Origin of the sequence: Burkholderia sp. S-53 (assembly GCF_025560745.1) — a bacterium.
Classification (GTDB): Bacteria; Pseudomonadota; Gammaproteobacteria; order Burkholderiales; family Burkholderiaceae; genus Burkholderia; species Burkholderia pyrrocinia.
Genome location: NZ_CP090483.1, coordinates 3,001,124 through 3,024,137, shown reverse-complemented (window position 1 = coordinate 3,024,137; position 23,014 = coordinate 3,001,124). Strand labels below are relative to the sequence as shown.

Sequence of the window (23,014 nt, the reverse complement as noted above, 5' to 3'; positions counted from 1 at the left end):
CGACGACGCGGTTTCGCCGCACGCCGCCGCCGCCGAACGAGGAGGGCAGGCCTGATGGCCGCGATCGTCGTTGCCGGCGAACTGCTCGCCGAATTCGTCGCCGCCGAGCGCGGCCAGGGTTTCGACGCGCCGGGCCTGTTCGCCGGACCGTTCCCGAGCGGCGCACCCGCGATCTTTGCCGATCAGGCCGCCCGGCTCGGCGCGCGCGTCGCATATGCGGGCTGCGTCGGTCGCGACGCGTTCGGCGACGCGATCGTCACGCGGCTCGAACGCGACGGCGTCGATGTCGCGCGCATCCGCCGCGTCGCGCGCCCGACCGGCACCGCGTTCGTCGCGTATCGCGACGACGGTTCGCGCAGCTTCGTCTTCAATCTTTCCACCAGCGCGGCCGCATGCGTCGATGCGTCCGACGTCGATACGGCGATGTTCGACGGCTGCCGTTATTTCCATGTGATGGGCTCGTCGCTGACGAGCGAATCGGCGATCGCGGCGGTCCAGCGCGGCGTGATCGAGGCCGCGCGCGCCGGCGCGAAGGTGTCGTTCGATCCGAACGTGCGCCCCGAGATGCTGAGCTTCCGCCCGATGCGCGCGGCGCTCGACCAGATGCTCGCCGCCTGCCACCTGTTCCTGCCGAGCGAAGCCGACCTGCCGTTTTTCTGCGGGCCGCAGCCGGCCGAGCGCGCGATTGCGGGCCTGCTCGCGACGCATCCGCTGCTCGAGCGTGTCGTGCTGAAGCGCGGCGCCGCGGGCAGCGTCGCGTTCGACCGCGCGAGCCGCATCGAGGCTGGGGCTTACGCGGTCGACGAAATCGACCCGACCGGCGCCGGCGACTGCTTCGGCGGCACGCTGGTCGCGAGTCTCGTCGCGGGCATGCCGATCGATGTCGCGCTGCGCCGCGCGAATGCGGCAGGCGCGATCGCGGTCACGCGGCGCGGCCCGATGGAGGGCAACAGCAGCGCGGCCGAGATCGACCGTTTCCTGACCGAACGAGGTATTGCATGTCCGGCCTGACGACCCTCGCGGAACGCCCGCGCACCGCGCACGCGGATGCCGTGCTGCGGATGATCTTCGACGCGAACCGCGCGGACGCGCAACGCGGCATCTATTCGATCTGCAGCGCGCACCGGCTGGTGCTGGAGGCCGCATGCGAAGCCGCGCGCGCGGACGGCTCGCCGCTCCTGATCGAGGCGACCTGCAACCAGGTGAACCATCTCGGCGGCTATACGGGCATGACGCCCGCCGATTTCCGCCGCGACGTCGATGCGATCGCCGCGCGCTGCGGGCTCGCGCAATCGGCGCTCGTGCTCGGCGGCGATCATCTCGGCCCGAACCCGTGGCGGCATCGCCGCGCGGCCGATGCGATGCGCGAGGCCGGCGCGATGGTCGCCGCGTATGTCGAAGCCGGCTTCGAAAAGATCCACCTCGATGCGAGCATGGCGTGCGCGGACGATCCGGCGCGGCTCGACGACCGCACGATCGCCGCCCGCGCAGCCGAGCTGTGCCGCGTGGCGGAAGACGCGGCGTCGCGCGCCGGTGTCGCGCCCGTCTACGTGATCGGCACCGAGGTGCCGACGCCGGGCGGCGAAGTCAGCGGCAATACGGGCGATGCGAACGGTGCGGCGATCGCGCAGATCGCGGTCACGCGCAGCGACAGCATCGCCGCGACGCTCGACGCGCACCGCCGCGCATTCGCGGCGGCCGGGCTCGACGACGCGTGGACGCGCGTCGTCGCGATCGTCGCGCAGCCGGGTGTCGACTTCGACGATCGCCACGTGCTCGACTACGACAGCACGAAGGCGGCCTCGCTCGGCGCGAGTATCCTGCATACACCGCGCCTCGTGTTCGAGGCGCATTCGACCGATTACCAGACCGAGGGTGCGCTCGCGGCGCTCGTGCGCGACCACTTCGCGGTGCTGAAGGTCGGCCCCGCGCTGACGTTCGCGCTGCGTGAGGCGCTGTTCGCGCTGACGTTCATCGAGGATGCGCTGATCGACGACGTCGCGCAGCGCTCGCGGTTGCGCGACGTCGTCGACGCCGCGATGCGCGCGCAGCCCGAGCACTGGGCGCCGTACTACCGCGGCGACGAAACCGAGCAGCGGCTCGCGCGCCAGTTCAGCTACAGCGACCGCATCCGCTACTACTGGCTGCAGCCGGCCGTCGCGGCCGCGGTCGAGCAACTGTTCGGCAACCTCGCGCGGCAGCCGGTGCCCGAGACGCTCGTCGCGCAGTGGCTGCCGGATGTCTACGCGGCGTGCCGCGCGGGCGGGCTCGCGAAGGAGCCGCGCGCGTGGGTGCGCCACCGGATACGCGACGTGATCGCGCACTATGCGCGCGCGTGCGGAATGCAGCGGCCGGCATGACGGGCCGCGAAGGAAACGACGCAAGACACTTCGAACAACACAGGAGACATGCCATGCAACGAAAGATGCTCGACGCCGCCGCACGCTGCTTCGCCGGAGCCGCGCTCGCGACGGCCGCCTGCGCCGCGTCCGCGGGCACGCTGACGATCGCGACGCTGAACAACCCCGACATGATCGAGCTGAAGAAACTGTCGCCGGCGTTCGAGAAAGCGAACCCCGACATCAAGCTGAACTGGGTGATCCTCGAGGAAAACGTGCTGCGCCAGCGCGCGACGACCGACATCACGACCGGCAGCGGCCAGTTCGACGTGATGGCGATCGGCACCTACGAGACGCCGCAGTGGGGCAAGCGCGGCTGGCTCGCGCCGATGACGGGCCTGCCCGCCGACTATGACCTGAACGACATCGTGAAGACCGCGCGCGACAGCCTGTCGTACAACGGCCAGCTCTATGCGCTGCCGTTCTACGTCGAAAGCTCGATGACGTTCTACCGCAAGGACCTGTTCGCGGCGAAGGGGCTGAAGATGCCCGACCAGCCGACCTACGACCAGATCGCCGAGTTCGCGGACAAGCTCACCGACAAGTCGAAGGGCACCTACGGGATCTGCCTGCGCGGCAAGGCCGGCTGGGGCGAGAACATGGCGTTCGTGTCGACGGTCGTGAACACGTTCGGCGGGCGCTGGTTCGACGAGAACTGGAACGCGCAGCTCACGTCGCCGGAATGGAAGAAGGCGATCACGTTCTACGTGAACCTGCTGAAGAAGGACGGGCCGCCGGGAGCGAGCTCGAACGGCTTCAACGAGAACCTGACGCTGACCGCGTCGGGCAAGTGCGCGATGTGGATCGACGCGACGGTCGCGGCCGGGATGCTCTACAACAAGCAGCAGTCGCAGGTCGCCGACAAGATCGGCTTTGCGCCCGCGCCGGTCGCCGTCACGCCGAAGGGCTCGCACTGGCTGTGGGCGTGGGCGCTGGCCGTGCCGAAGACGTCGAAGCAGCAGGACGCCGCGCGCAAGTTCATCGCGTGGGCGACGTCGAAGCAGTACATCGAGATGGCCGGCAAGGACGAGGGCTGGGCGTCGGTGCCGCCGGGCACGCGCACGTCGACCTATCAGCGCCCCGAGTACAAGGCCGCCGCGCCGTTCTCGGACTTCGTGCTGAAGGCGATCGAGACGGCCGACCCGAACGATCCGTCGCTGAAGAAGGTGCCGTACACGGGCGTGCAGTACGTCGGGATTCCTGAATTCCAGTCGTTCGGCACGGTGGTCGGCCAGTCGATCGCGGGTGCGGTTGCCGGCCAGATGACGGTCGACCAGGCGCTCGCCGCCGGTCAGGCCGCCGCCGACCGCGCGGTACGGCAGGCCGGCTACAAGAAGTAACGCGGCCCCGCACCGTGTGCCGTCGGGCACGGTGCGGGTCGCCCATGCTGAAAGGCGGGCTGGCCGTTCGCGCCCGCGCATCAACCGGAGGGACCCCGATCATGCGTCACCTGCGTCTTCCCCTGAGTCACGCGCCGTCGGTCGGCGACGCGTCGTCGCCGCCGGGCGCGCCGCGCCGCGCGCGCGGCGGCGCGAGCTGGCTCGTCTCGCCGTCCGTCGCGGTGCTGCTGCTGTGGATGTCGATCCCGCTCGCGATGACGATCTGGTATTCGTTCTCGCGCTACAACCTGCTGAACCCGGACGTGAAGGGTTTCGCGGGGCTCGACAACTACCGCTTCCTCGCGACCGATCCATCGTTCCTGCCCGCGATCTGGCACACGCTCGTGCTGATCGGCGCGGTGCTCGCGATCACGGTGATCGGCGGCGTGCTGATGTCCGTGCTGTTCGACCGCAAGTTCTACGGGCAGGGCATCGCACGGCTGCTCGCGATCGCGCCGTTCTTCGTGATGCCGACGGTATCCGCGCTGATCTGGAAGAACATGATCCTGCACCCGGTGTACGGGCTCGTCGCGAACGCGATGCGCGCGCTCGGGATGACGCCGATCGACTGGTTCGCCGATTACCCGCTCACCGCCGTGATCATCATCGTCGCATGGCAGTGGCTGCCGTTCGCGTTCCTGATCCTGTTCACCGCGATCCAGTCGCTCGACCAGGAGCAGAAGGAAGCCGCGCGTATCGACGGCGCGGGCCCGATCGCGATGTTCTTCTACATCACGCTGCCGCACCTGAAGAGGGCGATCGCCGTGGTCGTGATGATGGAGACGATTTTCCTGCTGTCGATCTTCGCGGAGATCTACACGACGACCGGTGGCGGCCCGGGCAACGCGACGACCAACCTGTCGTACCTGATCTACGCGCTCGGCCTGCAGCAGTTCGACGTCGGCCTCGCATCCGCCGGCGGCATCATCGCCGTGGTGGTCGCGAATGTCGTGTCGTTCTTCCTCGTGCGGATGCTCGCGCGCAACCTGAAGGGAGAATACGAGAAATGAGCGACCTGACCTTCGAACGCCGGCGCGTGCCGGCCGTGTTCGACCTCGTGCGGCGCGCGCTGCCCGGCGCGCTCGCGTGGCTGATCGCGCTGCTGCTGTTCTTCCCGATCTTCTGGATGGCGATCACCGCGTTCAAGACCGAGCAGCAGGCGTATGCATCGACGTTGTTCTTCATGCCGACGCTCGACAGCTTCCGCGAGGTGTTCGCGCGCAGCAACTACTTCTCGTTCGCGTGGAATTCGGTGCTGATCTCGGCGGGCGTCACGGTGATCTCGCTGCTGTTCGCGGTGCCGGCCGCGTATGCGATGGCGTTCTTCCCGAACCACCGCACGCAGAAGGTGCTGCTGTGGATGCTGTCGACGAAGATGATGCCGTCGGTCGGCGTGCTCGTGCCGATCTACCTGCTGTGGAAGAACGCGGGGCTGCTCGATACGGTGTCGGGCCTCGTGATCGTCTACACGCTGATCAACCTGCCGATCGCGGTGTGGATGACCTTCACGTACTTCAACGAGATCCCGAAGGACATCCTCGAAGCCGGGCGCATCGACGGCGCATCGACGTGGCAGGAGATCGTCTACCTGCTGATGCCGATGGCGCTGCCGGGGCTCGCGTCCACCGCGCTGCTGCTCGTGATCCTGTCGTGGAACGAGGCGTTCTGGAGCATCAACCTGTCGAGCTCGAACGCGGCGCCGCTGACCGTGTTCATCGCGTCGTACTCGAGCCCCGAGGGGCTGTTCTGGGCGAAGCTGTCCGCGGCTTCGCTGCTCGCGGTCGCGCCGATCCTGATCGTCGGCTGGCTGTCGCAGAAGCAGCTCGTGCGCGGGCTCACGTTCGGAGCGGTCAAATGAACGGGGCCGGTCAAGGTGCGAATGTACTGATCTGCGATTGCGACGGCGTGCTGATCGACAGCGAGGCGGTTGCCGCCGACGTGATCGTGCGCGAACTCGATGCGCGCTGGCCGGGCGTCGATGCGCGGCCGGCCGTGATGCCGCTGCTCGGGCTGCGCATCGAACGCGTGCTGGCGGGTGCGGGCGACGCTGTCGGCCGCACGCTGTCGGCCGGCGACGTCGACGCGATCCGCCGCGCGGTCGAGGCGGCGGCCGTCAATGCGCCGATGGTCGAAGGCATCGACGCGGCGCTCGACGCGATTCGACTGACGACGGCCTGCGCGAGCAACAGCTACCGTGCCTACGTCGAGGCGGCGCTCGCGCGCACGGGCCTCGCGCGCTTCTTCGGCGACCGGCTGTTCTGCGCGGATTCCGTCGCGCGGCCGAAGCCGGCGCCGGATGTGTATCTCGCGGCCGCGCGCACGCTCGGCGTCGCGCCCGCGCAGTGCCTCGTCGTCGAGGACAGCGTGACCGGCATCACCGCGGCGGCCGCGGCCGGCATGACCGTGCTCGGCTTCGTCGGCGGCGGGCATGCGTCGGCCGCACAGATCGACGCGCTGCGCGGGATCGGCGCGCGTCACGTATTCGACGACATGCACGAGCTGCCCGGTTACGTCGCGCGCTGGCAGGCGACGGGCGCGGTGCTGCCGAACTAGCAACGATTGCGCGCCGCGTGCCACGCGGCGCATCACGAACGAACGGAGACAGATCATGGCAAGCGTGCTCCTGCGCAACATCGCGAAGCGCTACGACGAAACCGAAGTGCTGCGCAACGTGAACCTCGACATCGCCGACGGCGAATTCGTCGTGTTCGTCGGCCCGAGCGGCTGCGGCAAATCCACGCTGATGCGGATGATCGCGGGCCTCGAGGATATTTCGAGCGGCGACCTGCTGATCGACGGCGCGAAGGTCAACGACGTGCCGAGCGCGAAGCGCGGCATCGCGATGGTGTTCCAGTCGTATGCGCTGTACCCGCACATGACGCTGTACGACAACATGGCGTTCGGCCTCAAGCTCGCGGGCGCGAAGAAGCCCGAGATCGACCAGGCGGTGAAGAACGCGGCGAAGATCCTGCACATCGATCACCTGCTCGACCGCAAGCCGAAGCAGCTGTCGGGCGGGCAGCGGCAGCGCGTCGCGATCGGCCGCGCGATCACGCGCAAGCCGAAGGTGTTCCTGTTCGACGAGCCGTTGTCGAACCTCGACGCCGCGCTGCGCGTGAAGATGCGGCTGGAGTTCGCGCGGCTGCACGACGAGCTGAAGACGACGATGATCTACGTGACGCACGACCAGGTCGAGGCGATGACGCTCGCCGACAAGATCGTCGTGCTGTCGGGCGGCGCGGTGCAGCAGGTCGGCACGCCGAACGAGCTGTATCACGCGCCGGCGAACCTGTTCGTCGCAGGCTTCATCGGTTCGCCGAAGATGAACTTCCTGAAAGGCACGGTCGAGTCGGTCGATGCGGGCGGCGTGCTGGTGCGCTTCGACAGCGGCGAGACGCAGCGCGTCGCGGTCGAAGCGGCCGGGCTGCAGCGCGGTGCGGCGGTGACGGTCGGCGTGCGGCCCGAGCACCTGCTGGTGGGCACGGCGGCCGCGGGCGTTGCCGCGCGGACGATGGCCGTCGAGTCGCTCGGCGATGCCGCGTATCTGTACGCGGAGTCGGCGGTCGCGCCGGACGGGCTGATCGCGCGGATTCCGCCGCTCGATACGTATCGCACCGGCGAGGCGCTGCACGTGCATGCGCAGGCCGAGCACTGCCATCTGTTCGACGAGCAGGGGCAGGCGTTCCGGCGGCTCAGCGCGCATGCGAAGGCTGCGTGAGCGTATGTCAGGATTGCAGGTACTACGTGATGTAATCGATGAACGCGCGCGGCTTTGGCGTCGCGCATTCATCGGCATCGCATTGACGGTGCGTGGATCGGGTGCGGACTGCCCCAGCTGACGTTTAGGATCATCTTGCTGTTCGGCGTGTTCCGAACAACGGCGGTCCCGCGACGTATGCCGTATCCGAAACGGCCAGACGAATTGAAGTTTTGAGTTGCATTCGTCATCCTTTGCCGACCTGTGGCACGGGATGGTATTGCGGGGATATTTAATAATTGAACGGCATCGGCCGGATTCAACTTCCGATACAGGCGGTTGATGTTGTCGGCGATGCAACTTCAGCTCACGTTCTCAATGTGGCAAAAGGCGATCGAAGACGCCACATAGTCCTGCCGCCACGACGAACAGGATGAGCCAGGCGGCCAATCTTGATGGAAGCATGCGTGGCGCGAGGTGCGATAACACGACGATTCCAACCACGATTGACAGGAACAACGTACTAGCCGTCGCCATCTTCAGAGTTTCCGGTCAATTCGTGACAAACTAGTCCGCCAACAATCGTACCGAGAACCGCAACGTTGTTGGCACCGGATCCGGACTTGGTAAGGAGTGCGCCAAGAATCCAGCCGGCGCCAGTGAAACCGGCAACGCACTGTGCTTCCGTGACTCCGCCGGATATGACTTTCATTGATTCGATATCCAGTATTCTCATAGGGTGGTTTGAATTTAGATTAGATAATGAATTTGTCTCGGATCATTCTTGTGATGTCCATTAAAAGAAGATGTTTCGCGAGATCGAAGGGCGGGTTTGATGTTTTGGTTGATTCGTATGATTCTCTCCTGTTGGTTGATGAGGTGGCCTGGGGTATTGGTAATTTCGTGTCGTTAGGTAGTTGAATGGATATTCCGTTGATGACCGAATTGGAATCTAAGTAATTAGTGTTGTATGGGGAATTTACGCAGTAGTCTGCGTCAGGCATCGCATTTTGTTTCGGGCTGGAAAGGAGCGCGAGATTGAATTCGGAGTTTGTGCGATCGCGGTCAATGATCGATCTTTTGAATAGTTCGAAATTTGAAGTGTCGGCAATGGATTTGATGATCGAGTTCTCTGCCTCTTGCATGAGCGCGGAATTGCACTCGCTCAATTTGATACTTCTCCTGCATTCGACGTGGTCAGTGGCGGCTCGAACGCAGGACCATGCCGCGTAGTCTACAAATTTGACCGTATGGATCCCGACAGCGGCGTGAAAAGTCTCTTCGCCTTGCAGTGGCACTGCCTCGTGCCACCAGCCTCGCGGCAGGTAGAGCACGTCGCCAGCTTCCAGGATTTCGTCGAAGACTGGTTCGGTCGGACACTCGGCCTTGTGTTCCTTGCTAGTCTGATGGGGCATCGGAAGTGGAACGGTCGGCTCGAAGACCCGCCAGCGTTTGCGTCCGATCAATTGAACAGCAAAAACGTCGTGAGTGTCCCAGTGTTTTGCGAATGTGCCATTTCCACCGAACGCGACATAACCGTTTGATACGGCTTTTTCTCCGACAAATCGAGCAATCTCCATGGTGAGTGCATAGATCGCCGGCGATTTCATGTCGAGCCGGTTGAGAACGAGTGTGGCCCCATTCTTGAGGAGGTCGTAAAATACGTCCTTGATTATCCGGATTCACGTGAGATCGAGATCGATAAATTTTTCAGTATAGCGATCGAGTGATATCGGGCCGTCCTGATAGAGTCGAATAAGTCCATCGCTCGGATCCCAAGAGAACAGCGCCACATCGAGATCGCTCCACCGAATGATGTCGTCACGAATCGCGTGCCTGGCGACGCAGTATTTTTTCTCGAAATGGTCTTGAATGAATCGATTTCTGTCCGAGAAGAAACTAAAGGTCGAGGTGGTCATCTGCGCACTCCGTAACCGGGTGTGTCAGATTGTGTGTCGTATTGATTTCCGTGCACATAGTATTTGATCCATTTTTTGCGCGAGCCGCGGACGTGATGGATAGCCATGGGCGCGAGTGACACGCAGTGATCGCAGTGGATTTGCCGGTGCAGGTGCAGGCAGGCTACCGAGCGCGGTGGATGATCGGGCGAACGGTTGCGTTCTTTGATTGCCGCTCGGTAACGCTCAAGCCGGGGGGATCGGCATCAGTAGCACTGCTTCGTTGGCCGGATCGTTTGGCTGGAGGGTGCAGGGCGACGCGTAGTTCCGCCATGGGCGCGATTACGCGTCGAGCGCCGCCCGCGCGCAGGTTTCGTCGGTGACGAGCCCCGACAGCCAGCCGCCGCGCAGCGCGGCGATCACCGCGTCGCGTTTCTTCGGGCCGCCGGCGAACGCGATCGTCGGGCGGTTCGGCGGCGCGGCGAGCGACACGCTCGTCACGCGCGCGCTGGTCGACACGTCGATCATCTTGCCGTGCGCGTCGATCGGCATGCCGAGCAGTTCGGCCACCGCGCCGAGCGAGGTCATCTCGTCGAGCTCCTGCTCGGTGATGAAGCCGTCTTCGTAGAGCGGGCAATGCGGGCCGGTGTTGCCGATCCCGACGAACGCGACGTCGGCCTTGCCCGACAGCGCCTCGACGATCCGGTACAGCCGGTGGTTGCACCACTGCGCGCGCTCGGTCGCGCTGTCGGCGAACAGCGGCGCGGGCAGCAGGAAGTGCTTGCTGCCGGTCTTCTCGGAGATGTACTGCGCGACGTCGTAGCGGTTCGACGAACCGTCGGCCGCGATCGCGCCGACCATCGACACGAGCCGGTGCTGCGGGCGGTCGATCTGTGCGATCTGCGCGACGGCGGCCTTCAGCGTCCGGCCGCTGCTGACCGCGATCACCATCGGCCGCGTCTCGCCCAGGTAGCGCTCCATCACCTGCGCGCCGGCAACCGCGAGCTTGCGGTCGATCGCGTCGGGTGCATCGGCATCGACGGGCACGACTTCGCACATCGCGAGGCCGTAGCGCTTCGACAGTTGCGCGCCGAGATCGAGGCAGTCGGCGAGCTGGTGGTCGACGCGCACGCGGATCAGGTTCTTCTCGACCGCGAACGCGACGAGGCGCTGCGCGACCGGGCGCGACACCTGCAGCTTTTCGGCGATTTCGTTCTGCGTGTCGCCCGCGACGTAGTAGAGCCACGCGGCACGCGTGGCGAGATCGAGTTTTTCTGAGGACTTGGACACGATAGCGATTCGGTTCGGATCTGGGCAGGCCGGCGGGCCGCACGACGGCATCCACTGTACCGCATGTCTTGCGCGCGGCCGACGGCCGATCGGCGCGCCGCGGCGGCGCTTACGCGAGCCGCGCGCGCGACGGTTCGTACAGCGGGCGCACGTGGCGATACAGCGCGCGGAACGCGTCGAGGCGTTCGCACAGCCGCGCATGGCGGGCGGCGTCCGGTGTGTATTCGGCGCGCACCGGCGGCTTGGTCAGCACCGTATGCGGATCGCCGCCGACGGCCAGCCAGCCGAGCCGGGCCGCGCCGAGCGCCGCGCCCGTTTCGCCGCCGCCGATCTGGCGCGTGCGCACGTTCAGCGCATCGGCGATCAGTTGCGCCCAGAACGCGCTGCGCGCGCCGCCGCCGATCAGCGACAGCTGGTCGGTTTCGACGCCGGCCGCATGCAGCGCGTCGAGGCCGTCGGCGAGGCCGAGCGTCACGCCTTCGAGCACCGCATAGCCGAGATGTGCGCGTTCGGTCGCGTGCGTCATCCCGAAGAACACGCCCTGCGCATACGGATCGTTGTGCGGCGTGCGTTCGCCGGACAGGTAGGGCAGGAACAGCGGCGCCGTCGCGAGCGCGTCGGCGTCGAGCGCCTCGACTTCGGCGAGCAGCGCGGGCTCGTCGGTGCCCGTCAGCTTGCAGACCCAGCGCAGGCAGCTCGCGGCCGACAGCACGACGCTCATCAATTGCCAGCGATCGGGAATCGCATGGCAGAACGCGTGCACGGCCGACGAAGGATTCGGCATGAAGCGATCGCCGACCACGCTCAGCACGCCCGACGTACCCAGAGACACGAAGCCGTCGCCCGCGTGGATCGCGCCGATGCCGAGCGCGCTCGTCGCGTTGTCGCCGCCGCCGCCCGCCACCACGACGGCCTCCGACAGCCCGAGTTCGCGTGCGATATCGGCGCGCAGCGTGCCCGACGGCGCGTTGCCCTCGACGATGCGCGGCATCTGGTCGCGCGTCATCCCGCATGCGGCGAGCAGCGCATCGGACCAGTCGCGGCGCGCGACGTCGAGCCACAGCGTGCCGGCCGCGTCCGACGGGTCGGACACCTTCGCGCCGGTCAGCCGGAACCGCAGGTAGTCCTTCGGCATCAGCACGCACGCGGTCGCCGCGAACACGTCGGGTTCGTGCTTCGCGACCCACAGCAGTTTCGGCGCGGTGAAACCCGGCATCGCGAGATTGCCGGCGAGGGCGTGGAGATCGGGCGCGCGTTCGGTGAGCAGCGCGCATTCGTCGGCGCTGCGCATGTCGTTCCACAGGATCGCGGGGCGCAGCACGCGGTCGTCGCGGCCGAGCATCACGGCGCCGTGCATCTGGCCCGACAGGCCGATGCCGCGCACGGCCGCGAACGCTTGCGGATGCCGTTCGCGCAGCGCCGCGAGCGCGGCGAGCGTGCCTTGCCACCAGTCGTCCGGATGCTGTTCGGCCCAGCGCGGATGCGGCCGCGACACGGTAAACGGCGAGCCGGCGGTGCCGACGACCGCACCGTCCGGGGCGAGCAGCAGCACCTTCACTTCCGAAGTGCCGAGGTCGATGCCGAGATACATGAACGATCCGTTCCGTCAGAGAGGAGCCGCTACTTTAGCCGTGCCGCATGGCATGTGCCAAGCGGGTTTGCCCGGCTGCGCGGCCGGGCGCCGGCTCGCGCGCGTCAGCGTTGCGCGAGCCATGCGTCGACGCGCGCGAGCGCGGCGCGCAGCGCCTCGAACAGCGCGGCGTTGCCGGCGAGCGAGCCCCACAGCTGGCGGTTCGCGCACAGCGCGACGACCGGATGGCCGGCCCCCGGGTCGTCGGCCCCGACGATCGCCCGCGCGGCGGCTTCGTCCATCACGCCGTCCTGGTACGCGTACGGCAGCGTGCCGCGCGCCCAGCGTTCGAGAAAGCGCAGGAACAGCGCGGGCAGCACCGCGGTGGCGACCGGCGCCGCGCCGCGCGCGAACGATTCGACGAGCGTCGGCGCGATGAAGCCGGGGATCTTCGAGAAGCCGTCGGCCGCGACGCGCTGGTTCGTGTCGAGCACGTACGGGTTGCCGAAGCGCTCGAGCACGACATCGCGGTAGCGTGCGAGATCGAGCGGGCTCGGCGTCAGGCACGGGATCACGTCCTGCGTCACGTAGTCGTGCGCGAAGCGGCGGATCGCCGCGTCGTGCGTGCCTTCGTGGATATAGGTGTAGCCCGCGAGCGTGCCGGCCCACGCGATGCAGCTGTGCGTCGCATTGAGGATGCGAATCTTCGCTTCCTCGTACGGGTGCACGTCGTCGACCAGCTCCGCGCCGGCCAGCTCCCAGCGCGGCCGGCCCGCCGCGAAGCGGTCCTCGATCACCCACTGGATGAACGATTCGCCCATCACCGGGCATGCGTCGTCGATGCCGGTGGCCGCCAGCACGCGTTCGCGCACGTCGGCGGTCGGGCGCGGCGTGATGCGGTCGACCATCGCGCTCGGCGTCGCGACGTTCGCGTCGAACCACGCGAGCAGCGCGGCTGCGCCGCGCCGTTCGAGGAATTCGCGCATCCCCGCGCGAAAGCGCGCGCCGTTGTTGCGCAGGTTGTCGCAGCTCTGCAGCGTGAGCGGGCCCGCGTCGCGCTGCATGCGTTCGGCGAGCAGCGCCGCGAGCGCGCCGTACAGCGTCGTGCGCGCGCCCTGCAGGTCGGCCGCGAGATCGGCATTCGCGATGTCGAGCCGGTTGTGTTCGTCGAGGTAGTAGCCGCCTTCGGTGACGGTGAACGACACGATCCGGCAGGCCGGGTCGGCGCCGGCGTCGATCAGCGCGGCGAGGTCGATCGACCAGGGCAGCACGCGCGTAATCGCGCGGATCGTCTCGTACGCGCGTTCGCCTTGCGGCGTGACCGTTTCGAGCGTGTATTCGCCGTGCTGCGCGGCGAGCGCGTCCATCGTCGCGCGCATGTCGTCGCGGATGTTGCCGACGGTCAGCGACCAGCGTTCGTCGGCCGGCACGGCCGCGTTCACGCGATGCAGATACCACGCCTGGTGCGCGCGGTGAAACGAGCCCGCGCCGATGTGCAGCAGCACGGGCGCGCGGGCGGAGGGCGATTCGCTCATCCGGTGTCTCCTGTTCGTGCCAGTCTTTCCTGTTGACTAGATCATTTGCTCGTCATGTGAGCGAATGATCGTATTCGGCCGAGCGAAAGTCAAGGCGGGGAGACGGCATTTCGATGGTGCGCTGCGGCGGCGTGCGGACCGCGCGGGAAAGGGCGCGAACGGGCGCGAACGGGCGGCCGGTCGGGAACGGGTGTCAGCGCCCTTCGCGCGTGAGCGTGACGAGTTCGTCGAGCAGCTTGCCGGCCGGCCCCGGCAGGATCCCGTGGCGGCGCCGGAATGCGGTGAGCGTGCGCACCGCGACGACCTCGCGCACCGGCAGCGTGTCGATCGTGCCGGCGGCCTGTTCGGCGCCGTACATCGGCTCGGCCATCCAGCTCAGGAAACCGGCATGCGCGACGAGGCTCTTCAGCGTCGTGACCGAGCGCGTTTCGACTGCGATATCGGGCAGCGCGAGCCCGTGTGCGTCGAAGGTCGCGCGCATGTGGTCGAACGGCGCGGTGCCGCGCGGCGGAATCGCCCAGCGCGCGTGCAGCGTATCGGCGAGCGTCGGCGCGCGGCCGAGCGCGCGCAGCGGATGGTGCGGCGCCGCAACGATATGGCTGCGATCTTCCCAGCGGCACTCGGGAATCGCGACGATCTCGTCGGTGTCGGGCCCGTGCGCGGACAGCGCGAGATCGATCTCGTGCTTGTTCAGCCCTTCGGCGAGCCGGTCCCACACGCCTTCGAGGATTTCGACGCGCAGGTTCGGCCAGCGGTCGAGCACGCGGCCGACTGCGATCGGCAGCACGAGGCTCGCGATGCTGCCCACCGCGCCGACCTTGATCGTGCCCTTCGCGAACCCGCGCATCGCGTCGAGCTCCTCGCGCGCGTGCTCGGCCTCGTGCTGCAGCAGCGTCGCATGCGGCAGCAGCGCGTCGCCGAACGCGGTGAGCTGCACGCCCTTCGAGTGGCGCTCGAACAGCGGCGCGCCGACCTGATCCTCGAGCCGCTTCAGGATCCGGCTCAGCGCCGGCTGCGTCACGTGCAGCGCGTCGGCCGCGCGGCCGAGGCTGCCGCACGCGACGATCGTCGTGAAGGCGCGCAATTGTCGGAGGTCGAAAGTCATGCCGGAGCGTAATGGCTTTTTGCAGAAAATACAGTATCCGAGAATGGCTTGCACTTCGATACTGTGGAAACCGCCAAGCCACCCAGGAGACACCCGAGCATGTCCGGCCATCCGCCCCCATCCGCCGCATCGATCACCGTTCGGGATGCGGTGATCGACCTGCTTCGCCAGTTCGGCATCGACCGCGTGTTCGGCAATCCCGGCTCGACCGAGCTGCCGATGTTCCGCGATTTCCCGGCCGATTTCCGCTACGTGCTCGGCCTGCACGAGGCCGTCGTGGTCGGGATGGCCGACGGCCATGCGCAGGCCACCGGCAATGCGGCGGTCGTCAACCTGCATTCGGCGGCGGGCGTCGGCAACGCGATGGGCAATCTCTTTACCGCGTTCAAGAACCGCACGCCGCTGATCGTCACCGCAGGCCAGCAGGCGCGCGCGATCTTGCCGTTCGACCCGTTCCTCGGCGCGACCCAGGCCGCCGAACTGCCGAAACCGTATGTGAAGTGGAGCATCGAGCCCGCGCGTGCGCAGGACGTGCCGGCCGCGATCGCGCGGGCGTACCGCGTCGCGATGCAGGAGCCGCGCGGCCCCGTGTTCGTGTCGATTCCGGTCGACGACTGGGACCAGCCGGCCGAGCTGCTGCCGCGGCGCGACGTCAGCAGCGTCGTGCGGCCCGATCCCGACGCGCTCGCACGGCTCGGCGACGCGCTCGACGCCGCACGGCGCCCCGCGTTCGTGGTCGGCGCGGCCGTCGATCGCGCGGGTGCATGGGACGACGTCGTGCGGCTCGCCGAGCGGCACCGTGCGCGCGTGTACGTCGCGCCGATGTCGGGTCGTTGCAGCTTCCCCGAGGACCATCCGCTGTTCGGCGGCTTCCTGCCCGCGATCCGCGAGAAGATCGTCGCGCGGCTCGACGGGCACGACCTCGTGTTCGCGTTCGGTGCGCCTGCGTTCACCTATCACATCGAAGGCTTCGGCCCGCACGTGCCGCCGGGTGCGACGCTCGTGCAGCTCGTCGACGATCCGGGCGTCGCCGCGTGGACGCCGTCCGGCGATGCGGTCGTCGGCAACCTGCGGCTCGCGGCGCGTGACCTGCTGGCGCGGCCGGCGCCGCCCGAGCGGCCGATGCCCGCGCCGCGTCCGCCGCGCGCGCGCGTCGACGCACCGGCCGGCGGCGAGCGCATGTCGGTCGCGTTCGCGCTGCAGACGCTCGCCGACGTGCGCGACGCGCTGGACATCGTCGTCGAGGAAGCGCCGAGCGCGCGGCCCGTGATGCAGGAGCACCTGCCGTTCACGCGCAGCGGCACGTTCTACACGATGGACAGCGGCGGGCTCGGCTACGGGATGCCGGCCGCCGTCGGCGTCTCGCTCGCGCAGCCGGGCCGGCGCGTGATCGGGCTGATCGGCGACGGGTCGAGCCTGTATTCGATCCAGGCACTGTGGAGCGCCGCGCAGTTGAAGCTGCCGATCACGTTCGTGATCCTGAACAACCGGCGTTACGCGGCACTGCAGGATTTCGCGCCCGTGTTCGGCTTCGGCCCCGGCGACCCCGTGCAGGGCACCGATCTGCCCGACCTGGATTTCGTCGCGCTCGCCGAAGGGATGGGCTGCCGCGGCGTGCGTGTCGCCGACGCGGCGCGACTGCGCGACACGCTGACCGACGCGCTGCATGCGGCGACGCCGGTCGTCGTCGAAGTAGAGATTGCCTGACGCGCACCGCGCGTCTTTCCGGAGACTCCATGCAAACCGTATCGATGCTGATCGGTGGCGAACGCCGCCATTCGTCCAGCGGCGCGACCTTCGTGCGCCGCAACCCGCTCGACGGCGAAATCGCGTCCGCAGCGCCCGCGTGTACCGTCGACGATGCGCGTGCGGCGGCCGACGCGGCCGCGCGCGCATTTCCCGAATGGGCCGCGCTCGGCCCCGGCGCACGCCGCGCGCTGTTGTTGAAGGCGGCCGCCGCGCTCGAGGCGAAGCACGAGCAGTTCGTCGCCGCGATGGCGGCCGAGACGGGCGCGTCCGCGCTGTGGGCCGGCTTCAACGTGCACCTCGCCGCGAGCGGGCTCGTCGAGGCTGCGTCGCTGACCACGCAGGTCGGCGGCGAACTGATTCCGTCCGACGTGCCCGGTTCGCTCGCGATGGGCGTGCGGCAGCCGGCCGGCGTCGTGCTCGGCATCGCGCCGTGGAACGCGCCGGTGATTCTAGCGACGCGCGCGCTCGCGCTGCCGCTCGCATGCGGCAACACGATCGTGCTGAAGGGCTCGGAGCTGTGTCCCGTCACGCACGGGCTGATCGTCGAGGCGCTGCAGGAGGCTGGCTTGCCGCCGGGCGTCGTCAACTTCGTGACGAATGCGCCCGAGGATGCGGGTGCGGTTGTCGACGCGTTGATTGCTCATCCGGCCGTGCGCCGCGTGAATTTCACCGGCTCGACGCGTGTCGGCAGGATCGTCGCCGAAGCATGCGCGCGCCACCTGAAGCCGTCGGTGCTGGAGCTGGGCGGCAAGGCGCCGTTCATCGTGCTCGACGATGCGGATCTCGACGCAGCGGTCGCCGCGGCCGCGTTCGGCGCGTTCGCGAATTCCGGGCAGATCTGCATGTCGACCGAACGCATCATCGTCGACGCCTCGATTGCCGATGCATTCGTCGCGAAGCTCGCCGACAAGGCCGCGTCGCTGCCGCTCGGCGATCCGCGCAAGGGCCCCGTCGTGCTCGGCTCGCTGATCGACATGAAGGCCGTCGAGCGCTGCAACGCGCTGATCGACGATGCGCTCGCGCATGGCGCGACGCTGCTGTGCGGCGGCAAGGCCGACAGCACGCTGTTCCCGGCGACGCTGCTCGATCGCGTGAGCCCGGCGATGCGCATCTACGCGGAAGAATCGTTCGGCCCGGTGAAGGGCATCGTGCGCGTCGACGGCGAGGAGGCGGCGATCCGCTGCGCGAACGACAACGCATTCGGGCTGTCGTCGGCCGTGTTCAGCCGCGATGTCGCGCGCGCGCTGCGCGTCGCGGCACGCATCGAATCGGGCATCTGTCACGTGAACGGCCCGACCGTGCATGACGAGGCGCAGATGCCGTTCGGCGGCGTGAAGGACAGCGGCTTCGGCCACTTCGGCGGCAAGGCCGGTATCGCGGCGTTCACGGACCTGCGCTGGATCACCGTGCAGACCGTGCCGCGCCACTATCCGTTCTGAAGAGGCCACCGACGATGAGGATCGCCATTCTGGGTGCGGGCGCGATGGGCTCGCTGTTCGGCGGGCTGCTGGCCGAAAGCGGCGAGGCCGTCACGCTGATCGACGTGAACGACGCGCATCTCGATGCGATCCGCCGCGACGGGCTGCGCATCGACGACGATCGCGGCGAACGGCGCATCCGCGTTTTGCAGGCCGTGCGGCCGGAAGCCGCAAATGCGGACGCGGCCGCATCGCCCGACACGCCGTTCGACCTGCTGATCGTTTTCACGAAATCGCTGCATACGCGTACGGCGCTCGACGGCGTGCGTGCGCTGCTGACGCCGCGCACGCACGTGCTGACGCTGCAGAACGGGCTCGGCAACGTCGAGACGCTGAACGCGTTCGTGCCGCTCGAACGCATCCTGGTCGGCGTGACGACGTGGCCGGCCGATGCCGCGGGGCCCGCGCACGTTCGCTCGCACGGCGCGGGCACGATCCGCATGATGACGGCCGACGGCGCGGCACGCCCGTTCGCGACGGCCGTGGCCGACGCGCTGTCGCGTGCGGGGCTCGCGTGCACGCTCGACGCCGACGTGTGGGCCGCGATCTGGGAGAAGGTCGCGTTCAACGCGGCGCTCAATACGGTGTGCGCGGCGACCGGCTGCACGGTCGACCAGCTCGGCAACCATCACGACGGGCCGCGGCTCGCGCTTGCGATCGCGGCCGAGACGGCCGCCGTCGCCCGCGCGAACGGGATCGCCGTCGACGGCGAACGCATCGCACGCAACGTCGCACATGCGATCAGCGCGCATCGCGGCCATCGCCCGTCGATGCTGCAGGACGTACTTGCGGGCCGCCGCACGGAAATCGACGCGATCAGCGGCAAGGTCGTCGCGGCCGCGCGCGAAACGGGCGTCGCGGTGCCGCACACCGAGACGCTGCTCGCGCTCGTCCGGCTGATCGACGCGCGGATGCACTGAGCAACAGGCCGGCGACGCGGCTTGCGCCGCATGACGATACGAGCGCGCCGCGCGCAGGCGGTGGCGCCGGATCGAGACGGGTTGGACAGGATGCCGGCGCCGCTGCACTGACGCCGACGCGACCGCGCAGCACGAGATCCGGGCACGCGCCAATGCGCCAGCCCGGGCAACTGGAGACGTTATGAACGCCATCGAATGCCGTTGTCTTGCCGCGCACCGTTCGCGCACGTTGCCACCGACGCGCGGCGCACGGGAGGTCGCATGAGCACGCGCGACGGAGTGCCGCCGCCGTCGATCGACATCGGCTCGACGCTCGACGACGGGCCGTTCACGGCGATGCAACGCGGCGTGGTGCTGCTTGCCGCGCTCGCGATCGTGCTCGACGGCTTCGACGGCCAGTTGATCGGTTTCGCGATTCCCGTGCTGATCCGCGAATGGGGCATCACGCGCGGCGCGTTCGCGCCGGCCGTCGCGGCCGGGCTGATCGGGATGGGCATCGGCAGCGCGTGCGCGGGGATCGTCGCGGACCGCTTCGGCCGCCGCCAGGCCGTGATCGGCAGCGTGTTCCTGTTCGGCATCGCGACCTGCGCGATCGGCTTCGCGCCCGACGTCGCGGCGATCGCGATGCTGCGTTTCTTCGCGGGGCTCGGGATCGGCGGCGCGCTGCCGACCGCCACGACGATGACGGCCGAATACACGCCCGCGCGGCGCCGCACGATGATGGTGACCGCGACGATCGTCTGCGTGCCGCTCGGCGGGATGCTGGCCGGCCTGTTCGCACACGAGGTGCTGCCGCGCTACGGTTGGCGCGGGTTGTTCTTTGCCGGCGGCGCGCTGCCGCTCGTGCTCGGTTTCGTGCTCGTGCGCGCGCTGCCTGAATCGCCGCGCTATCTCGCGCGACGCCCCGCGCGCTGGCCGGAGCTCGGCGCGCTGCTCGCGCGGATGCAGCGGCCGGTCGCGCCGGGTACCGTGTTCACCGATACGAAAGACGCACGCGCACCCGGCGGCCGCGGCGGCTTTGGCGCGCTGTTCGCGAGCGGCCAGGCGCGCGACACGATCGCACTGTGGTGCGCGTTCTTCATGTGTCTGCTCGCTGTCTACGCGGCATTCAGCTGGTTGCCGACGATGCTGTCCGCGAGCGGGCTGAGCGTGTCGGTCGCGGGCACGGGGCTCACCGCGTACAACCTCGGCGGCGTGATCGGCGCGCTGCTGTGCGCATGGGCGATCGCGCATGCCGGGTCGCGCTGGCCGCTCGCGCTGTGCAGCATCGGCGGCGCGGCGAGCGCGGTGTGGCTGATGGGCGTCGATGCGAGCCGCCACACGAACTGGCTGATCGTCGGGCTCGGCCTGCACGGGTTGTTCGTCAACGCGGTGCAGTCGACGATGTATGCGCTTTGTGCGTACATCTACCCGACGGCGGTGCGCGCGACGGGTACCGCGAGCGCGCTCGCGTTCGGCCGGCTCGGCGCGATCCTCAGCGCGTTCGCGGGCGCGATCGTGATCACGGCGGGCGGCGCAAGCGCGTACCTGACGATGCTGGCCGCGGCGATGGGCGTCGTGTGCATCGCGCTGCTCGCGGTGCGGCGGCATATTCCGCGGCTGTCGCGCGCGCAGTCGCGGCCGCGCGAAGGAGAGGAGCTGGCCCGCACGTCGTCGTGACGGCGGGCGAAGGGAGCCGGCCGCGCGTTACAGCGTGGTGCGCACGTGCCAGAGCTCGGGGAACAGCACGACGTCGAGCATCTTGCGCAGATACGGCGCGCCGCTGGTGCCGCCCGTGCCCTGCTTGAAGCCGATGATGCGCTCGACGGTCGTCACGTGACGGAAGCGCCACTGACGGAACGCGTCCTCGAGATCGACCAGTTCCTCGGCCATCTCGTACAGTTCCCAGTGCTGCTGCGGGTGACGGTACACCTCGAGCCACGCGGCCTCGACCGTCTCGTCGTGCCGCGTCGGCTGCGTCCAGTCGCGCTCGAGCCGCTCCGGTGCGATCGGGAAACCGCGCCGCGCGAGCAGGCGCACGACCTCGTCGTAGAACGACGGCGCTTCGAGCGTCGCGCGCACCTGTTCGAGGATGTCGGGCCGGTGCGCATGCGGCTGCAGCATCTGCACGTTCTTGTTGCCGAGCAGGAATTCGAGCTGGCGATACTGGTACGACTGGAAGCCCGACGACTGCCCGAGATACGGCCGCATCGCCGAATACTCGGACGGCGTCATCGTCGACAGCACGCTCCACGCCTGCACGAGCTGCTCGAGGATGCGCGACACGCGCGCGAGCATCTTGAACGCGGGCGGCAACGCGTCGGTGCGCACCGCATCGAGCGCGCCGCGCAGCTCGAACAGCGCGAGCTTCATCCACAGCTCGCTCGTCTGATGCTGGATGATGAACAGCATCTCGTTGTGATCGGGCGACAGCGGATGCTGCGCGTCGAGGATCGAATTCAGCGACAGGTAGTCGCCGTAGCTCATCGACTTCGAGAAATCGAGCTGCGCGTTGTGCCAGCCGGCTTCACCGGCGGCATCGCCCGGCACGTGCGGCGCTTCGTGTGCCGCTTGCGTCGAATGTGCCGATTGCGCGGCGCGTGCGCCCGAGAACGGGCAGCCCGCCGGCGCGTCGTTGCCGGGTGGCTGCATATGACCAGAATTCACGACTTTCTCCAGGATTGAATGACGGGGGCGCGGCGCGTTATCCGCACGTCACTGCGGCGCGCGCCGGGCAAAACCGGTCAGGTCACCGCGCCGCGCTCGGCGAACTCGGGCGCCTTCCACGCGTCGGTGGCCAGGATGTCGCGCAGCGTCTCGACGGCATCCCACACGTCGACGAAGCGCACATAGAGCGGCGTGAAGCCGAAGCGCAGCACGTACGGCTCGCGGTAGTCGCCGATCACGCCGCGCGCGATCAGCGCCTGCATCACCTCGTAGCCGTGCGGATGCTCGAAGCTCGCCTGCGAGCCGCGCTGGTGATGCGCGCGCGGCGTGACGAGCTTCAGCGACAGGCCCGCGCAGCGCGTTTCGACCAGCGCGATGAACGCGTCGGTCAGCGCGAGCGACTTGCGGCGGATCGCGTGCATGTCGGTCTGCAGGAACACGTCGAGCCCGCATTCGACCATCGACATCGACACCATCGGCTGCGTGCCGCACAGGAAGCGCGCGATGCCCGGATCGGGCGCGAAGCCCGGCTGCATCGCGAACGGTGCGCGGTGGCCCCACCAGCCGGACAGCGGCTGCGAGAAATGCGCGTGATGGCGCTGCGGCACCCACACGAACGCGGGCGAACCGGGGCCGCCGTTCAGGTACTTGTACGTGCAGCCGACCGCGCCGTCAGCGCGCGCGCCGTTCAGGTCGACCGGCACCGCGCCGGCCGAGTGCGCGAGATCCCACAGCATCAGCGCGCCCGCGTCGTGCACGAGTTGCGTGACGGCCGGCATGTCGTGCATGTAGCCGGTGCGGTAGTTCACGTGCGTGATCATCGCGACGGCCGTGTCCGCGCCGAGCGCATCGGGCAGGTCGGCCGGATCGTCGATCAGGCGCAGTTCGTAGCCGCCGCCGAGCTGCTCGATCAGCCCCTGCGCGATATACAGGTCGGTCGGGAAATTCGAGCGTTCCGACACGATCACGCGGCGTTCGGGCGCACGCTCGGCCTGGTGGCGCAGCATTGCCGACAGCAGCTTGAACAGGTTGATCGAGATGGTGTCGGTCACGACCGTTTCGCCGGGCGCGCCGCCGATCAGCGTCGCGAGCTTGTCGCCGAGGCGGCGCGGCAGCGCGAACCAGCCGGCCGTGTTCCAGCTGCGGATCAGCCCTTCGCCCCATTCGGCGCCGATCACCTGCTGCGCGCGGGCGGCCGATGCGCGCGGCTGCGCGCCGAGCGAGTTGCCGTCGAGGTAGATCACGCGGTCTGGCAGTGCGAACTGGTCGCGCAGCGGGGCGAGCGGGTCGTCGCGGTCGAGGGCGAGCGCGTCTTCACGGGTCTTGATCATGATGTGGGTCGTTGGTC

General features: G+C 68.3%; 19 protein-coding genes. 11 read left to right on the top strand and 8 right to left on the bottom strand.

Going from position 1 to position 23,014, the window contains the following annotated elements:
* Window positions 1-54: 54 nt before the first annotated feature.
* The 7 genes from LXM88_RS19065 to LXM88_RS19035 all read left to right on the top strand — a co-directional run bounded on the left by LXM88_RS19065 (window position 55) and on the right by LXM88_RS19035 (window position 7,496).
* Window positions 55-1,011: a sugar kinase gene (locus LXM88_RS19065; RefSeq protein ID WP_262536083.1), complete on the top strand. Its 957-nt coding sequence runs from the start codon at window positions 55-57 to the stop codon at window positions 1,009-1,011.
* Window positions 999-2,360, top strand: coding sequence for a D-tagatose-bisphosphate aldolase, class II, non-catalytic subunit (locus tag LXM88_RS19060; protein WP_262536081.1), 1,362 nt, complete (start codon window positions 999-1,001; stop codon window positions 2,358-2,360). The genes LXM88_RS19065 and LXM88_RS19060 overlap by 13 nt, the downstream gene beginning before the upstream one ends.
* A 53-nt stretch (window positions 2,361-2,413) precedes the next feature.
* Entirely contained in the window at window positions 2,414-3,739 is a 1,326-nt protein-coding gene (locus tag LXM88_RS19055) for an ABC transporter substrate-binding protein (protein ID WP_047898896.1), read from the top strand.
* A gap of 101 nt (window positions 3,740-3,840) precedes the next feature.
* Window positions 3,841-4,788, top strand: coding sequence for a carbohydrate ABC transporter permease (locus LXM88_RS19050; protein ID WP_047898895.1), 948 nt, complete (start codon window positions 3,841-3,843; stop codon window positions 4,786-4,788).
* On the top strand, window positions 4,785-5,636 hold the full coding sequence (locus tag LXM88_RS19045) for a carbohydrate ABC transporter permease (protein ID WP_262536079.1): 852 nt from the start codon (window positions 4,785-4,787) through the stop codon (window positions 5,634-5,636). Before LXM88_RS19050 ends, LXM88_RS19045 begins: the two co-directional genes overlap by 4 nt.
* Window positions 5,633-6,331 (top strand): HAD family hydrolase, encoded by a 699-nt coding sequence (locus LXM88_RS19040; RefSeq protein ID WP_262536077.1) that lies wholly within the window; start codon window positions 5,633-5,635, stop codon window positions 6,329-6,331. Before LXM88_RS19045 ends, LXM88_RS19040 begins: the two co-directional genes overlap by 4 nt.
* 55 nt (window positions 6,332-6,386) lie before the next feature.
* The gene (locus LXM88_RS19035) at window positions 6,387-7,496 is read left to right on the top strand and encodes an ABC transporter ATP-binding protein (RefSeq protein WP_262536076.1); all 1,110 of its coding nucleotides are present in this window, start codon (window positions 6,387-6,389) and stop codon (window positions 7,494-7,496) included.
* Window positions 7,497-8,230: 734 nt separating this feature from the next.
* On the opposite strand, the gene LXM88_RS19030 is transcribed toward LXM88_RS19035, so the two are convergent.
* From LXM88_RS19030 to LXM88_RS19005, 6 genes are all read right to left on the bottom strand, one after another.
* Window positions 8,231-9,085, bottom strand: a complete 855-nt coding sequence (locus LXM88_RS19030; protein WP_262536074.1) for a cupin domain-containing protein — start codon at window positions 9,083-9,085, stop codon at window positions 8,231-8,233.
* Window positions 9,086-9,157: 72 nt separating this feature from the next.
* Window positions 9,158-9,394 carry a hypothetical protein gene (locus LXM88_RS19025; protein WP_262536073.1) on the bottom strand — a complete coding sequence of 79 codons (237 nt, stop codon included), beginning with the start codon at window positions 9,392-9,394 and terminating at the stop codon, window positions 9,158-9,160.
* A 321-nt stretch (window positions 9,395-9,715) separates the two neighbouring features.
* The gene (locus tag LXM88_RS19020) at window positions 9,716-10,714 is read right to left on the bottom strand and encodes a sugar-binding transcriptional regulator (RefSeq protein WP_262536071.1); all 999 of its coding nucleotides are present in this window, start codon (window positions 10,712-10,714) and stop codon (window positions 9,716-9,718) included.
* 58 nt (window positions 10,715-10,772) lie between these two features.
* Window positions 10,773-12,254, bottom strand: a complete 1,482-nt coding sequence (xylB, locus tag LXM88_RS19015) for a xylulokinase (protein WP_262536070.1) — start codon at window positions 12,252-12,254, stop codon at window positions 10,773-10,775.
* Between the two features lie 104 nt (window positions 12,255-12,358).
* Complete coding sequence (dalD, locus tag LXM88_RS19010; protein ID WP_262536068.1) at window positions 12,359-13,768, bottom strand: D-arabinitol 4-dehydrogenase; 1,410 nt, start codon at window positions 13,766-13,768, stop codon at window positions 12,359-12,361.
* 193 nt (window positions 13,769-13,961) lie between these two features.
* Window positions 13,962-14,873, bottom strand: coding sequence for a LysR family transcriptional regulator (locus LXM88_RS19005; protein ID WP_262536067.1), 912 nt, complete (start codon window positions 14,871-14,873; stop codon window positions 13,962-13,964).
* 99 nt (window positions 14,874-14,972) lie between these two features.
* On the opposite strand from LXM88_RS19005, the gene mdlC reads away from it, so the two are divergent.
* From mdlC to LXM88_RS18985, 4 genes are all read left to right on the top strand, one after another.
* The gene (gene mdlC, locus LXM88_RS19000) at window positions 14,973-16,580 is read left to right on the top strand and encodes a benzoylformate decarboxylase (protein ID WP_262536066.1); all 1,608 of its coding nucleotides are present in this window, start codon (window positions 14,973-14,975) and stop codon (window positions 16,578-16,580) included.
* A 29-nt stretch (window positions 16,581-16,609) separates the two neighbouring features.
* Window positions 16,610-18,061 (top strand): aldehyde dehydrogenase, encoded by a 1,452-nt coding sequence (locus LXM88_RS18995; protein ID WP_262536064.1) that lies wholly within the window; start codon window positions 16,610-16,612, stop codon window positions 18,059-18,061.
* Between the two features lie 14 nt (window positions 18,062-18,075).
* Window positions 18,076-19,020 (top strand): ketopantoate reductase family protein, encoded by a 945-nt coding sequence (locus LXM88_RS18990; protein WP_262536063.1) that lies wholly within the window; start codon window positions 18,076-18,078, stop codon window positions 19,018-19,020.
* 261 nt (window positions 19,021-19,281) lie between these two features.
* Entirely contained in the window at window positions 19,282-20,679 is a 1,398-nt protein-coding gene (locus LXM88_RS18985) for an MFS transporter (RefSeq protein WP_262536061.1), read from the top strand.
* A 27-nt stretch (window positions 20,680-20,706) separates the two neighbouring features.
* Here LXM88_RS18985 and kynA read toward each other — a convergent pair whose 3' ends face one another.
* Both kynA and kynU read right to left on the bottom strand, forming a co-directional pair.
* A complete protein-coding gene (kynA, locus tag LXM88_RS18980) occupies window positions 20,707-21,651 on the bottom strand; it encodes a tryptophan 2,3-dioxygenase (protein ID WP_262542878.1) in 945 nt (314 codons plus the stop codon).
* A 92-nt stretch (window positions 21,652-21,743) separates the two neighbouring features.
* Window positions 21,744-22,997 (bottom strand): kynureninase, encoded by a 1,254-nt coding sequence (gene kynU, locus LXM88_RS18975; RefSeq protein ID WP_412524115.1) that lies wholly within the window; start codon window positions 22,995-22,997, stop codon window positions 21,744-21,746.
* Window positions 22,998-23,014 lie beyond the last annotated feature (17 nt).

Coding starts and splice junctions, on each gene's coding strand:
- LXM88_RS19065 (WP_262536083.1), top strand. CDS start 55: ATGGCCGCGATCGTCGTTGCCGGCGAACTGCTCGCCGAATTCGTCGCC.
- LXM88_RS19060 (WP_262536081.1), top strand. CDS start 999: ATGTCCGGCCTGACGACCCTCGCGGAACGCCCGCGCACCGCGCACGCG.
- LXM88_RS19055 (WP_047898896.1), top strand. CDS start 2,414: ATGCAACGAAAGATGCTCGACGCCGCCGCACGCTGCTTCGCCGGAGCC.
- LXM88_RS19050 (WP_047898895.1), top strand. CDS start 3,841: ATGCGTCACCTGCGTCTTCCCCTGAGTCACGCGCCGTCGGTCGGCGAC.
- LXM88_RS19045 (WP_262536079.1), top strand. CDS start 4,785: ATGAGCGACCTGACCTTCGAACGCCGGCGCGTGCCGGCCGTGTTCGAC.
- LXM88_RS19040 (WP_262536077.1), top strand. CDS start 5,633: ATGAACGGGGCCGGTCAAGGTGCGAATGTACTGATCTGCGATTGCGAC.
- LXM88_RS19035 (WP_262536076.1), top strand. CDS start 6,387: ATGGCAAGCGTGCTCCTGCGCAACATCGCGAAGCGCTACGACGAAACC.
- LXM88_RS19030 (WP_262536074.1), bottom strand. CDS start 9,085: ATGAAATCGCCGGCGATCTATGCACTCACCATGGAGATTGCTCGATTT.
- LXM88_RS19025 (WP_262536073.1), bottom strand. CDS start 9,394: ATGACCACCTCGACCTTTAGTTTCTTCTCGGACAGAAATCGATTCATT.
- LXM88_RS19020 (WP_262536071.1), bottom strand. CDS start 10,714: ATGCCGTCGTGCGGCCCGCCGGCCTGCCCAGATCCGAACCGAATCGCT.
- xylB (WP_262536070.1), bottom strand. CDS start 12,254: ATGTATCTCGGCATCGACCTCGGCACTTCGGAAGTGAAGGTGCTGCTG.
- dalD (WP_262536068.1), bottom strand. CDS start 13,768: ATGAGCGAATCGCCCTCCGCCCGCGCGCCCGTGCTGCTGCACATCGGC.
- LXM88_RS19005 (WP_262536067.1), bottom strand. CDS start 14,873: ATGACTTTCGACCTCCGACAATTGCGCGCCTTCACGACGATCGTCGCG.
- mdlC (WP_262536066.1), top strand. CDS start 14,973: ATGTCCGGCCATCCGCCCCCATCCGCCGCATCGATCACCGTTCGGGAT.
- LXM88_RS18995 (WP_262536064.1), top strand. CDS start 16,610: ATGCAAACCGTATCGATGCTGATCGGTGGCGAACGCCGCCATTCGTCC.
- LXM88_RS18990 (WP_262536063.1), top strand. CDS start 18,076: ATGAGGATCGCCATTCTGGGTGCGGGCGCGATGGGCTCGCTGTTCGGC.
- LXM88_RS18985 (WP_262536061.1), top strand. CDS start 19,282: ATGAGCACGCGCGACGGAGTGCCGCCGCCGTCGATCGACATCGGCTCG.
- kynA (WP_262542878.1), bottom strand. CDS start 21,651: ATGCAGCCACCCGGCAACGACGCGCCGGCGGGCTGCCCGTTCTCGGGC.
- kynU (WP_412524115.1), bottom strand. CDS start 22,997: ATGATCAAGACCCGTGAAGACGCGCTCGCCCTCGACCGCGACGACCCG.